This is a genomic window from Nonomuraea jabiensis, assembly GCF_014204795.1.
Classification (GTDB): domain Bacteria; phylum Actinomycetota; class Actinomycetes; order Streptosporangiales; family Streptosporangiaceae; genus Nonomuraea; species Nonomuraea jabiensis.
Genome location: NZ_JACHMB010000001.1, coordinates 6021828 through 6035064 on the forward strand (window position 1 = coordinate 6021828; position 13237 = coordinate 6035064).

Sequence of the window (13237 nt, forward strand, 5' to 3'; positions counted from 1 at the left end):
CTCGCCGGGGCACGATCATGATCATGGGCTACGAGGAGCTGATCCGCGACGCGCTGGCCACGCCGTTCGAGGGATGGGACTGGGCGGTGTTCCGCGGCCGGATGACCACGGCCGACGACCTGCCCTGGGACTACGAGCGGCTGGTGCGCGACCGGCTACCGCATACGCCGTCCCTGCTCGACCTGGGCACCGGAGGGGGCGAGCTGCTGGCGTCCCTGACGCCGCTCCCGCCGCGTACCGCCGCCACCGAGGGCTACCCGCCGAACCTCCCGATCGCCCGGGACCGCCTGGAGCCGCTGGGCGTCGAGGTGGCCGAGTCGGCCGGGTGCTTCCCCGACGGATCGTTCGAGCTGATCGTCAACCGGCACGAGTCGTACGACCCGCACGAGATCCGCCGCCTCCTGGCCGAGGGTGGCACGTTCGTCACCCAGCAGGTGGCCGGGCGCGACCTGGAGGAGCTCAACGCGGCGCTGGGCGGCCCGCCGCACGAGGACCGCGCCTGGGACCTCGCCACCGCGGCCGCCGCGCTCGACGCCGCCGGACTCGAGGTCACCTGGAGCGCGGAGGCCGGCTACCCCGTCGAGTTCCACGACGTCGGAGCGCTCGTGCTGTACCTGCGGGTCGTCTCCTGGCAGGTCCCGGGCTTCGAGGTCGAGGCGTACGAGGACCGCCTCCGCGCCCTGCACGATGACATGCCGCTCAGAGCGACCGCCCGCCGATTCGCCCTGACGGCCCGGCGCGGCTAACGGTCGAGCTGGGGCGGCGGCGTTCTTCAGCGTGTTGACGAGGTCGACGACGGGGGCGAAGGGGCCGTGGACCTCCCGGTATGACACCTCAAGCTCCTTGCCGCCGCGCTCCAGCAGGCCGAAGCAGCCGTCGGCCGGCGCGGCATTCTGCTCGAAGTCGGGCATTGGTCAGATCAACGAAACTCCGCACGCTTCAACTTTTTCCGAAATGGCGGGGCTCCCCCGTACTCTCCCGTCGCAGAGACCCGGGAGGTACGGTGAACGACTTCGACCCCGAAGAGCTGGAACGGATCACCGCGCGGGCGGAGGACATGCTGGCCCGCGTGGAGGAGCTCAGGAGCGAGATCGACGTGGTCGTCGGCCGCGGCGAGGCGGCGGACGGCCAGGTACGCGTGACCGCCGGCGCGTCGGGCCGGCTCATGGACGTCGTCCTCGCGCCACGGGCCATGCGCCTGGACAGCCAGAAGCTGGCCGAGGCCGTGCTGCGGGCCGCGCAGGAGGCCCAGGACGACGTCGCCGCCAAGGTCGACGCCGTCATGGCGGAGACGCTGGGCGGCGCGCTGCCCGGCAGGGAACTGCTCGACGAGCAGTTCGGCAGCGTGCTGGAGTCGTTCGAGTCGTCCATGGACGAGCGGTTGCGGGCCATCGACGACCGGACGCGCGACAGCCGGTGATCGGACACTTCCAGGTTATTTGAAGGAACCTCGCGATCCGCGGACGCCACCCTAGGGTGTCCGCGGGCACGTACACGTACGGGATGTGAGTCGGTGGCCATTCGGTGGCGGAACGCGGTGGGGCGGCGGGCGGCGGGAATCGTCGCGGGCGCCCTCGTCGCCGTGCTGGTCGGCGTCGGCCTGTTCCTGGGCCAGGGCGTCTCCAGCGCCCGCCCCAAGCTCTCCGATGTCGGGGCGTGGCTCGGCAGCGCGCTCAACGGCGAGGTGGTGCACGCCAACGGCCTGTCCGGACAGCTGGACGGCCGCGTGGACCTGGCCTCCGCCGAGGGTGAGCCGCTCAAGGTGGTGCAGGACGGCAACAACGTGCTCGTCATGGACTCCACGGGCAAGGTCGGCCGCATCGACCCGACCCAGCTCGAGGTCGCCCAGACCAACACGCTCGGCGCGGGCGGCATGCAGATCGTGATGGGCGGCGGGAAGGCGTACGGGATCGACCCGCGGGCCGGCACCGTCCAGCAGCTCGACCCGCTGACGGTGAGCACGATCGGCTCCCCGCTCACCCTCAAGGCGCCGCTCGGGCAGGCCGGCCTCGGCAAGGACGGCACGCTGTGGGTGCCGGTGCCCGAGGAGGGCACGCTCGTCCAGGTGCAGGACGGCCGGCAGGTCAAGGCCGTGACGGTCGGCGAGCCCGGCGACCCGCTCACCCTGACGCTCGCCAACGGCGCCCCGCTGGTCACGAACTCCGCCGCCGCCTCCGCCATGCTGATCGGCCCGGCGGGCACCCGGCTGCAGGTGTCCCTGCCCAGCACGGTGACGGGCGCGGGCGGCGGCGGCCTGCTGGTCCCGCCGGTGGCCGAGAGCCAGATCGTGCCGATCCTGGAGCCCAGGAAGGGCGCGCTCGTCCTGGTCGACACCGCCGGCGGCGGGCTGACCACGGTCTCGGTGAAGGGCGGCAAGCTGGGGGCGCCGCAGGCGCTCGGGCGGCGCGTCTACATCGCCGACGAGAGCACGGGCCGGCTCATCGTGTACGACACGGTGGCCAAGGCGTTCGAGCCCGAGAAGGTCGTCACGGGCAAGGCGGGGCCGCTGGAGGTGTTCGTCAAGGACGGGCTGCTCTGGGTGAACGACCAGTTCAGCGAGACCGCCCTGGTCATCGAGCAGGACGGCAGGGGGCACCGGGTCGGCAAGTACGACGAGGCGCTCGGCCAGAAGGACACGCCGACGCCGCTGCCGATCCCCACCTCGATGCCCACGGTGGTGCAGCCGACCCTGGTGCCCACCCGCTCGACCAAGCAGCCCACCGGGAAGCCGACGTCCGTGCCGACGAAGACGAAGACGGCCGTGCCGACGGTGACCGTGACGAAGACCCCCACCTCGACCCCCACTCCTTCGGACACCCCGACCCCGACGCCCACCCCCACGCCGACCCAGACGCCTGATCCGCCGGGATCGGTGACGGCCAAGTCGGGGCCCGGCTGGATGGAGGTCACCTTCACGCCCTCCCGCCAGGGCACCGTCAAGGGCTACTCCCTCAAGGGCGCGTCCGGCGCCGCCGACGTCACGCCGTCGCGGGTGCAGCCCGACGGGCCGTACCAGTTCCGGGTGAACGGCGGCCGGTGCGACCAGGAGTACACGTTCCGGGTGGTCGCCGAGTGGTCCGGCGGCGAGGTGGAGTCGCAGTCGTCGGTGCCCGTGCGCCCGTGCGTCGCGCCGGGCCGGCCGTCCGGCTTCACCGCCAAGGGCAAGAACCACGGCGCCGACCTGACCTGGTCCGCCCCGGAGAACGCGCGGGACGGCGGCGTCACGTACACGCTGGACGGGCCCGGCAGCCACCCCGGCTCGCCCGACGGCACCAGCGCCGAGGTCACCGGGCTCAAGAACGGCCAGTCCTACACCTGGACGCTGCGGGCCAAGAACGCGGCGGGCGAGAGCGAGGAGCGCGCGGAGGCCACGGCCGACCTGCGTCCGCCGCCCGCCCAGTTCAGGAACGCCAACAACAACGACCGGGACACCCTGATCCGCTCCGGGCCCAGCGCCGGCGCCGAGGCGGGACGCATCCCCAAGGGCGTGTACATCACGATGACCGTGCTCTGCCAGCAGAAGGGCGCCGCCTACACCGACACGGACACGGGCATGAGCAGCGACGTCTGGAACAAGGTGGAGTCCGCCAACGGCAACGGGTGGCTCAACGACGTGCTGATGGACACCCCGAAGGGGGGCTTCCCCGCGGCCCCGCTCTGGGAGTGCGAATGATCACCAGGGCGGGGTGGGGCCTGGCGGCCGCCTCGGTGCTGGTCTACGCCGTGGGAGCGCCGTTCGGGTACGCCCAGGCGGCGGTCCTCGCGGTGGCGGGGCTGGCCGCCGTGGGCGCGAGCGCGCTGTGGACGCTGCGCGGAGCCGGGCTGGACGTGCGCCGGGAGCTGACGCCGGTCAAGGTCACCAGGGGCGAGCCCGCGGTGGCCCTCCTGCACGTGCGCAACACCGGCCGCCGGCGCCACGCCGGGCTGGTGGCCCGCGACACCTGCCGGGGCACGTCCGTCACGGTCGAGGTGCCGGCGCTGGCGCGCGACACCGCGCGGACGGTGTCGTACCGGCTGCCCACCCGGCGGCGCGGGGAGACGCCCGTCGGGCCACTGCTGCTCGACCGCACCGACCCGTTCGGGCTGGCGCGGCGCTCGATCGCGTACGGCCGCACCGACCTGCTCCTGGTCCGGCCGCGTACGGTGCCGCTCGCGCCCCCGCACGCCGGCCGCCGCAGGCACCTCGACGGGCTCGACTCGCGCTCCGCGCCGAACGGGGCGATCAGCTTCAACGGGCTGCGCGACTACGTGATCGGCGACGACCTGCGGCACGTCCACTGGCGCTCCACGGCCCGCACCGGCGTCCTCATGGTCAAGGAGCTGACCGACGTCAACCTGCCGAGCACCGTCACCGTTTTGGACACGCGGCACTCGTCGTACGACGGGGACGACGAGTTCGAGCTGGCCGTGGACGTGGCGGCGTCGGTTGCCTGCGCGGTGACGCGCGACCGCTTCCCCGTGCGGCTGCTCACGGGGGCGGGGGAGCTGCTGCACGCCAAGGGCGGGCCGGGCGAGACCGAGGAGGTCCTGGACCGGCTCGCCGTGGTGGAGCGGTCCGAACAGGCGGACGCGCCGCTCCACGCCCTGCGCCGGGCGGGCTCGGGCGGGGCGCTGGTGCTGGTCAGCGGCACGTTCGCGGGTCTCGCGGACGCGGCGGCCGTGCGGCGGCGCTTCGACGAGGTGCTGTTCGTGCGGGTGGGCGAGCCGGTGGAGGGAGGGCGGCCGGCGGCGGCCGGGGTGACCGTCATCGAGGTCGGCGACCTGGCGGAACTGGCGGCGGCATGGCCCCGCTGACCGGGCCGCCGCCCCACGACATCGCGGTGCCACAGGGGCGCACCGCGCCGCCACCGGGAGGTCTTTCGGGTGTCGGGCCGGTGTCGGGAGGCGCGTCGGGTGGCGGGCCCGCGTCCGGAGGCGCGTCGGGTGGTGGGCGGGCGTCGGTGGGTGTGGCGGGGGTTGGGCCGGTGTCGGCGGGGGAGCCGGGGGAGGGCGGGGCGTCGGGGTTGACGGGGCCGGGAGCGGTGAGTGCGGGGGCGTATGCGGCGGGGGCGCCGGTGCGGGGGCTGGTGTCCGTGGGGGTCGTGGCCTTGCTGGCCGCGACGGCCGGGCTCGCGTTCGACGGGGTGTTCCCGTTCGCCGCCCTGCTCCCCGTGGTCGGCCTGGCGGCCGGGGCGCCGTGCGTGCTGTCGGTGCTGCTGTACGGCCGGTTGCCGCTCTGGGGAACGGTCCCGGTCAGCGTGCTGGGCTGGCTGGTGGCGGTGTCGGCGACGCTGTTCAGGTCGGAGGCCTGGCTCGGGTTCCTGCCCGGCCCGGCCGCCGTACGCGCGGCCCTGCTCGGCGTGCGCGACGCGGGCGGCCGGCTCCTGACCACGATCCTCCCTGCGGCGCCCGACAGCACGGCCGTCGTGCTGGTCAGCTTCCTGGTCTGGGCCGCCGCCCTGGCCGGGGCGGAGATCGCGCTGCGGTCCAGGTCCGTCATGCTGCCCGCCCTGGCCGCGCTCCCGGTGCTCGCCGTCGCGGTCGTGCTGGGGGTCGCCGGGGCCGGGTCCGTGGTGCCGTACGCGGCGGTGTTCGCCGGGCTCACCCTGCTGCTCGGCCTGGTCAGGGCGGCCAGGTCGGCGGGAACGATCGCGGTGGGCGTGCCGCTGCTGGCCTGCCTGGTGTCGGCCGCCGTCGCCACCGCGCCCGCCCTGCCCATGGCCGAGCACCCGTACGACGTGCGCCGGCTCGTCGAGCAGCCCCCGCCGCGGCCGATCAACGGCGTGAGCGCGCTCGACCAGGTGTCGACGTGGCTGCAGAACCCGCAACGCGAGCTGTTCACGGTCGTCACCGCCTCCGACGCGAACCTGCGCCTGGCCGTCCTGGACACCTTCGACGGCGTCACGTGGACGTCGGGCGCGGGGTTCGTCCCGACCGGCGGGCGGGTGCCGGGGCAGGAGGGCGGCGGGGACCCGGTCACGCAACGGTTCACCCTGCAGAGGCTCCCGGGCCCCTGGCTGCCCGCCGCCGACCGGCCGCTGCTGGTCAAGGGCGCGGGCATCGTGGTCGATCCCGCGACGGGCATGCTGGCCGGCACGCAGACACGCGAGGGCATGACGTATGAGGTCACCTCGGGGATCCGCCGCTACACGGCGGAGGAACTGCGCGCGGCCGTCCCCGCCGCCGACCCGGCCGCGCTGCGACTGCCGGACGGGCCGGACGGCCGCACGCCGCCGCAGCGGGCCCGCCTCCTCGCCCTCGCCCGCCGCGCCACGGCCGGGGCGCAGAGCCCGACGCAGCGGGCCGCCCGGCTGGCGGCCTACCTGCGCAAGCACGCGGTGAACGACGTCAACTCGCCGCCCGGGCACGGCTACCGCAGCATCGAGTTCTTCCTGACGGAGTCGCGCAGGGGGACGACGGAGCAGTTCGCCGCCTCGTTCGCGCTGCTGGCCCGGGCGATCGGGCTGCCGAGCCGGATCGTCGTGGGCTTCCGCCCGGGAACCGGCTCGGGCTCGGGTTCCGGGTCCGGTGGGGTGCGGCAGGTGCGGGGTGGGGACGTGCTGGCCTGGGCCGAGGTCGAGTTCGAAGGGATCGGGTGGGTGCCGTTCTACCCGACGCCGTCGCGTACGCGCTCAGGAGGGGGCGGCGATGTGGCCGAGGGCGCGCCGAAGCAGGCCCGGGAGATCGAGCAGGCGATCAACAGCGACTCCGCCGAGCCCAAGCCGACCCCGACGGCCGCCAACCGGGCCACCCCGACCCCGGCGCCGCGTCCCGGCGGCTCCGCGGGCCCCCTCCTCTGGGCGGCCGTGCCCGCCGCCGCGCTCCTGGCGTACCTGCTGGCCGTGCTCGTCGTGCCGCCGCTGAGGCGGATGCGCCGCCGCCGGGCCGCCGCGCCCGCCGCCCGGGTGGTGGGGGCGTGGCGGCAGACGGTGGCCAGGCTGCGCGTGGCCGGGATCCCGGTGCCCGCGGACGCGCTGACGGCCGGTGAGGTGGCGTCTTTGGCCGAGTCCGTCCTGGGTCCTGCCGCTCGCGAGCCGCTCACGACGCTCGCCGACCTGGCGAACCTGGCGACGTTCGGGGGAGCGCCCGTGGACCAGGCCGACGCCGACCTCGCCTGGCGCCACTTCGGCGGCGTGGACGCGCTGGTACGCCAGAAGGCCGGCCTCGCGAGCAGGCTCGCGCACCGCCTGTCGCCGAGATCCCTGGTGGCCTAGCTCTCCTTCAGGAGGGTGGCGGGGTGGCCAGGGGGAGCACGATCGGGGGCTGGACCTGGTCGTCCTGGCCGCCCGGGCTCGTCTCCGCGGCACCGCGGATGCACAGGGCCGACGACCACGCCACGGACGAGGGCTGGCCGAGGGTGACCACGGCGCCGACCTTGAAGCAGTAGCCCGTGGCCGGGTCGAGGCCGCCCAGGGTGTAGGTGTTGCTGCCGCTCGCCGCCGACACCAGCCGGTTGCCGGGGGCCTGCTGGATCACCACGGGATAGCCGCTCTTGCGTACCGCCTTCCAGGCGAGCGTCACGGTGGTGCCGTTGTCGGACACCACCTTGAGGCTCTTGGGACGGTACGCGGCCACCGCGGCGGGATCGACGGTCTGGCGGCGTGCGGGCGGCTCGGACGGCATGCTCGTCTGCGGTCGCGGCTCGCTGGGCGGTGTCGGCCGGTCCGTCGGCTGGTCCGCCGGTTGGTCCGTGGGCTGGTCTGGTGGCTGGTGGTCGGCCTGGGGTGGGGTGCCGGAGGTCGTGGGGTCGAGGGCGGCGGCCGTCGCGCCGGCGGGTTGCGATGCGCCGGGCCGGCCGTTCATCGCCAGTGCCACGCTGCCCGCGCCCACCAGCACGGCCAGTGCCGAGGCCGTGGTGACCAGCAGCGGGACCCGGCTCCTGCGGCCCTGCTCGGCGACGGGGGCGTGGGGTGCGGAGACCTCGGCGGGAGGCTGGGAGAAGGGCTGGGGGCCGGCGGGCGGCCTGACCTGGGAACGGTCGGGGTCCACCGTCCAGACCAGCTCACGGGGGCCCGACCGCTCCACCGCTCCCGAGTCCTCCAGCGACGGGGAGGGGGAGGGGAGACGCGCGGTGAGGGGCTGCCCCGCGTCCCCAAGGGGCAGGCGGGCCGGATCGCCGAGGGGCAGGCGGGCCGTCGCAGGCTGCCCCGCGTCCCCGGCGGGGAGGCGGGCGGTCGGCGGCTGGGCCGGGTCTCCGGTGGGCAGGCGGGTGGTTGGCGGGTGGGGGGTCAGGAGGCGGGAGGCGACGGTGGACAGGTCGGTGGCGGTCGGGCGGGCGTCCGGGGCCTTGGCCATCGCCTTCAGCAGGGTCTCGGCCAGGTCCGGCGGCACGCCCGGCGGGAGCGGCGGCGGCGCCTCCGTCAGCACCCCGAGCACGAACTTGGCCGTGCCCCCCGCCCCGTCCAGCGGGAACGCGGGCCGGCCCGCCAGCAGCTCGTACGCCATCGACCCGAGCGAGTACACGTCCGAGGCCGGCACGGGCGGGTGGCCCTCCAGTTCCTCCGGCGCCGCATGCACGGATGGAAGGGTGCCGTCGGGCAGCTCCACGATCGACATCAGCGCGGACATGGCGAACCCCGTGAGCGCCACCCCGCGACCGGCCACGACGACGTTCTCGGGCGTGACCCGGCCGTGCACGCCTCCGGCCGCGTGCGTGGCGGCCAGCGCGTCCGCCACCGCCCGCAGCACCCCCAGCACCTCGTCGAGCGTCATCGGCTGGCTCCGTCCCGGCCGCTCGGCGAGCGTGAGACCGCCGTGGACCGGCGTCACCAGGTACGGCCGCCCGTCGCCGGTGGCCCCCACCTCCAGCACCGGGATCACGCCGTCGTGGGCCGCCAGCGCCTCGGGGAAGCCGAAGCCGCGGACGATCCGCTTCAGCGCCCGCCGGTCCGCCCGGTGGCACGCGAGCGTCTTGACCAGCACCTCGGCCCCCGTGGCCGCGGACTGAGCGAGGTGCGCGGTCCACGGGCCGTCCTGGCCGGCCCGCTCCAGCAGCCGGTAGCCGCGGACCCGCTCGGTCGTCACCGTCATGCGATCACGGACGGGCCGCCCATGTCATCGGTCTCGAACGACTCGTCCTCCACCAGCGGGAACCTGGCCCTGTCGCGGTCCCGTTCGGTCCCGTTCTGGCCGCCGCCCATCATCGGCGGGATCATGCCCATCCCCATGCCGGCGGCGCCCAGCCGGCCCGCGCCGCCCGCGGGCGATCCCGAGCCGCTGAGCTGCGTGGCCGGGACGCTGCCCGGCAACGTGCCGGGGCCGCCGCCGGTGGGCTGGCCGGTGGTCGCGCCGGGGGGCAGGTTCGTCTGCGGCAGGCCCGTCTGGGGCGGCAGGCCCGCCAGGTTCGTCGTGGGCGTCTGGGGCAGTTTGGGGGTGTTGAGTTCGGGGTTCTTCAGGTCGGGGGTCTGCGGGGTCTGGAGCGAGGGATCCTTCAGCGAGGGGTCCTGCAGTGACGGATCCTTGAGCGACGGGTCCTTCAGCGAGGGGTCCTGGAGGGAGGGGTCCTGCGGCGAAGGGTTCTGAAGCGACGGATCCTGGAGGCCGGGGGTGTCGAGGCCGGACGGGGTGCCCGGCAGGCCGAGACCGGGGGTCCCGTACGGGGAGCCCAGGCCGGAGCCCTTGTACGGGTCGCCGGTCAGGCCGCTCGGCAGCCCCGGCCCGAGCGGGAGGGACGGGCCGGTCACCCCCGCCTGCGGGGCCGTGGACCGCTGCTCCACGTAGCCCGCGATGGCCCCGTACACCTCCCCCATGAACCTGTTGAGCTGCCGCAGGTGATGGCGGGCGAGCGCGTGGCCGTTGGTGTCGCTGCCGAAGGCGTCGCCGATGTCGTCGTCGAGGCCGACGCTGCCCGTCCGCGGCACGTTGTTGTGGAACCAGGGGAGCACCTGGGCGCCGTACCACTCCAGGGGCACGCCGACCGAATCGGCGGCGATGCTGATGCGCGCGAGGTCGCGCTGCAGCTCGCCGACGGTCTCGAAGATCTTCTGCAGGGACTCGCCGCCCAGCGTCTCCGCGATGCGCCCGGCCTGGGTGTGCAGGAGTTCCACGGACTCGGCGCACATCTCGGCGATCTCCTTGTACCGCTTGCCCGCGTCGGCGACGCGGCCCGGATTGGTGCCCTGGATCAGGGCGGCCACGCCGTCGCTGCTGTCGGAGTCGCCGTTGCCGGTCGGCGCGATGTCGTCGATCTGCGGCGCCCGGGTGTCCTTGAGCGCGTCCGTCCAGTAGTCGGTCATTCGTCCCCCGTCAGTTACGCGTGCGCAGGCCGCCCGCGATGGACTGGTCGGCGCTCTTGGCGGTCTTGACGGTGTCGTCGAGCGCCTGCACCACGGCCGCGTACACCGAGTAGACCCGGTTGATGGCGGCGTCCAGCGTGCTCTGCGCCTTGTCGGTGGTCGCCTTCATGTCGGCGGCGGCCTGCCAGCTGCCGAGGTCGCGCTCCGTCAGCCCGGCGAGGGTGAGCCGGACCTTCAGGCTCTGGCCGCCCACCTCGCCCTGCAGGCGCTTGAGGTCCTGGCGGAGCTGCTCCACGGGCGACGACGGGAGCGGCCTGCCGGTGGCGGGGTCCTCGTACTCGCCGATCTTGATGAACATCTCCTTCTTCGCCGTCCCCGGGTCGACCGGGTTGCGGGCGAGCAGGGCCTCGCGGTCGGCGTCCGTCGGCGTCCGGGGCGCCTCGGGGGGATAGTCGCCGTTGCGGTGGAAGTGGATGTGGTCGGCGTACGACTCCTCGATGTTGTCCGGGTCGAAGTCGTACTCGGCGTCGCTGAAACCGCCTTCGTAGGTCTGGGTGATCTGCGGCCGCTGGTATACCGACAGGCCGAGGCCCGGCCTGGGGTTGCCGTGTGCGTCGCCTCCCTCGGCCTCAGGTGTCGACATGCTTCCTCTCCGCGGTCGAAGGACATACCGGCACTTGCCTATCTCGTGCTCCACCCGGCGGCGCTTCATTTCAAGATATTTCTAAGAGAGCGGCCACGGATCGGAAATGTCGGCAGACTGCCCTACCGTGCCCTTCTTCTGGTACGGCGCCGCCGCCATCGGCCTGGTGCTGGCCCTCACCCCGACCCCTGGGCCGACCCCTGTGTCCACCCCTGGGCCCACGCGCATGGTCACGTGCGAGCCCCAGCCCGGCGTGGCGGAGGTCACCGGCAAGCCGTGGCCGCAGGAGAGGCTGAGGTTCGAGCGGGTGTGGCGCTTCACCAAGGGCGAAGGGATCACCGTCGCCGTCGTGGACAGCGGCGTGGACGCCACGCATCCCCAGCTCGCCGGCGCCGTCACCGCCCAGGTCGATCTCACGGGCACGGACCTGCGCGACTGCGTCGGGCACGGTACGGCGGTGGCCGGGATCATCGCGGGCCGGGACCTCACCGCGCGCGGCGTGCCCGTCACGGGCGTCGCGCCGGCCGCCCGGATCCTGTCGATCAAGCAGACCGAGGGTAGCTCGGGTGACGTGTCCCGGCTGGCCCAGGGCATCAGGCGGGCCGCGGAGATGGGCGCGGACGTGATCAACGTGTCCGTGCAGGCCCACGACCATCCCGCGCTCAAGGCCGCGGTGGCGTACGCGCAGGCCAAGGACGCGGTGATCGTGGCGGCCGCCGGCAACGTACGGCAGGACGACGGCGTGGTCACGCCCGCGTACCCGGCCGAGTATCCCGGCGTGATCGCGGTCGGCTCGGCCTCGCCCGACGGCGGCAAGTCGGAGTTCTCCAACGGCGTGACCCGCATCTCGGTGACCGCCCCCGGAGCCGGGATCACGAGCGCGTGGACCGGCGGCGGCTACCGTACGGAGCTGGACGGCACCAGCTTCGCGGCCCCCTTCGTGGCAGGCGTCGCCGCCCTGGTCAGGGCCCGGCACCCCGAACTCGACCACTGGCAGGTCAAGCGCCGGCTGGAGCGCACGGCGGAGGGCGGCGGCGCGGCCGGCACCGGCGCCGGGCTGGTCAACCCGCTGCTCGCGGTCACCTCGGTGCAGCCCGACGCCCAGGAGAGCGCGCCCGCCGCGCCGCCGATCGTGCTGGCCAGGGCCCCGGTGCCGGACCCGCGCACGCGCGGCGTCGCGGTGGCGATCACGGCGGGGGCGGTGGGGGCCACCGCGCTGCTGGTGTTCCTGGCGTTGATGCTGCCCAGGGCCCGTCGCAGGGGCTGGCGGGCCGGAGGGGCCACGACATTTACAGGAAAGTTGAAATCGTAGCCCTGCCCGCTTTGACCCATTTACTTTGATCCGCAGTACGGGAAACCCGGTCGAATTCGGGTTCACGAGATCCGAGAGGTGCACGTGGCAGAGCCGACACGTTATCAAGAGGGCAGCCAGCACAGCGCGGCCGAACGCGCGCTCATCGCACACCAGAACATCACGCAGATCCACAACAGGCTCACCCAGATTCCCGCGACGCTCGGCGCCGCCTGGCAAGGCGAGTCCGCCAACATCTACCGCCAGGTCCTCGACGAGTGGAACCCGCAGTTCAAGAAGGTCATCGACGCGCTGCACACCATCGCCGAGAACCTCAAGGGCTCGGGCATCACGTACACCGAGGCGAACACCCAGGCCAGCGAGGTCGCCACGAAGCTCAAGGCGGCGCTCGGCGGCGGCCAGCTCTGACGAACGGAGAATCACCATGACGGGTGGCGGAGACATCATCCTCGCCAATTTCGACGAGATGGACGAGATCGCGTCGGAGCTCGGCCGGGCCTACGCCAATCTGGTCGGCGAACTGGCCGACCTCGAAGACGACCTCAAGGTCCTGGAGACCTGGGACGGCTCCGCCAAGGAGGTCTACCGGACGGCCAAGGACCAGTGGAACAACGCGGTCGTGGCCATGGGTGACACCATGCAGCGCCTCGGCCCCGCCCTGCACGACGCCACGGAGATCATGCGCGACGCGGAGGCCGCCAACATCCGCCGCTGGGGCACCTGAACCCGGTGGACCAGCCTCTCATCGACCCGGCCACCGCGGGCGACACGGCGATGTGCAAGCCGGAGGCCCTGCTCGACGTGGCCGGCAAGCTCGGCGACAGCCTGCTGCCCCGGTTGCGCGCGGCGGCGTACCAGGTGCCCGACCTGTCGCCGGCCGCCCCGGGGAGCTGGGACATCGCCCAGGGGTACGGCGAGACCGTGCGCAGGGCCCGGGTGGCGACGGGCGATTCGCTGCAGTTCGTCATGGAGCAGGTCCAGCGGATCGTCGACGACCTGGCCGCCACCGCGAACACCGTGCGGGACGCCGACCAGCGGGCCGCGGGCGCGGTGCCGCGTACGTGATGT

12 protein-coding genes are annotated in these 13237 nt (G+C 74.0%); 9 read left to right on the top strand and 3 right to left on the bottom strand.

Annotated elements, in window-relative coordinates; all coding sequences use genetic code 11:
• The first annotated feature begins 23 nt into the window (after positions 1-23).
• The 5 genes from HD596_RS27785 (at position 24) to HD596_RS27805 (ending at position 7193) form a co-directional block, all read left to right on the top strand.
• On the top strand, positions 24-746 hold the full coding sequence (locus tag HD596_RS27785; RefSeq protein WP_185072249.1) for a class I SAM-dependent methyltransferase: 723 nt from the start codon (positions 24-26) through the stop codon (positions 744-746).
• A 257-nt stretch (positions 747-1003) separates the two neighbouring features.
• Positions 1004-1420, top strand: coding sequence for a YbaB/EbfC family nucleoid-associated protein (locus tag HD596_RS27790; RefSeq protein WP_185072250.1), 417 nt, complete (start codon positions 1004-1006; stop codon positions 1418-1420).
• 93 nt (positions 1421-1513) lie between these two features.
• Positions 1514-3673: a hypothetical protein gene (locus HD596_RS27795; protein WP_185072251.1), complete on the top strand. Its 2160-nt coding sequence runs from the start codon at positions 1514-1516 to the stop codon at positions 3671-3673.
• Positions 3670-4794, top strand: a complete 1125-nt coding sequence (locus tag HD596_RS27800) for a DUF58 domain-containing protein (RefSeq protein ID WP_185072252.1) — start codon at positions 3670-3672, stop codon at positions 4792-4794. Before HD596_RS27795 ends, HD596_RS27800 begins: the two co-directional genes overlap by 4 nt.
• Before the next feature lie 227 nt (positions 4795-5021).
• A complete protein-coding gene (locus HD596_RS27805) occupies positions 5022-7193 on the top strand; it encodes a transglutaminase TgpA family protein (protein ID WP_185072253.1) in 2172 nt (723 codons plus the stop codon).
• Positions 7194-7200: 7 nt separating this feature from the next.
• On the opposite strand, the gene HD596_RS27810 is transcribed toward HD596_RS27805, so the two are convergent.
• From HD596_RS27810 to HD596_RS27820, 3 genes are read right to left on the bottom strand one after another with little or no spacing between them, the layout of a single operon-like run.
• A complete protein-coding gene (locus HD596_RS27810) occupies positions 7201-9009 on the bottom strand; it encodes a protein kinase domain-containing protein (protein WP_185072254.1) in 1809 nt (602 codons plus the stop codon).
• Positions 9006-10214 (bottom strand): hypothetical protein, encoded by a 1209-nt coding sequence (locus HD596_RS27815; protein ID WP_185072255.1) that lies wholly within the window; start codon positions 10212-10214, stop codon positions 9006-9008. The genes HD596_RS27810 and HD596_RS27815 overlap by 4 nt, the downstream gene beginning before the upstream one ends.
• A gap of 10 nt (positions 10215-10224) precedes the next feature.
• Positions 10225-10857 (bottom strand): hypothetical protein, encoded by a 633-nt coding sequence (locus HD596_RS27820; RefSeq protein ID WP_185072256.1) that lies wholly within the window; start codon positions 10855-10857, stop codon positions 10225-10227.
• 127 nt (positions 10858-10984) lie between these two features.
• Here HD596_RS27820 and mycP point away from each other — a divergent pair, with 127 nt between their 5' ends.
• The 4 genes from mycP to HD596_RS27840 all read left to right on the top strand — a co-directional run bounded on the left by mycP (position 10985) and on the right by HD596_RS27840 (position 13234).
• Positions 10985-12169 (top strand): type VII secretion-associated serine protease mycosin, encoded by a 1185-nt coding sequence (gene mycP / locus HD596_RS27825; protein ID WP_185072257.1) that lies wholly within the window; start codon positions 10985-10987, stop codon positions 12167-12169.
• An 84-nt stretch (positions 12170-12253) separates the two neighbouring features.
• Positions 12254-12577: a WXG100 family type VII secretion target gene (locus tag HD596_RS27830; protein WP_185072258.1), complete on the top strand. Its 324-nt coding sequence runs from the start codon at positions 12254-12256 to the stop codon at positions 12575-12577.
• Positions 12578-12593: 16 nt separating this feature from the next.
• Complete coding sequence (locus HD596_RS27835; RefSeq protein WP_185072259.1) at positions 12594-12893, top strand: WXG100 family type VII secretion target; 300 nt, start codon at positions 12594-12596, stop codon at positions 12891-12893.
• A gap of 5 nt (positions 12894-12898) precedes the next feature.
• The gene (locus HD596_RS27840; RefSeq protein WP_185072260.1) at positions 12899-13234 is read left to right on the top strand and encodes a hypothetical protein; all 336 of its coding nucleotides are present in this window, start codon (positions 12899-12901) and stop codon (positions 13232-13234) included.
• Positions 13235-13237 lie beyond the last annotated feature (3 nt).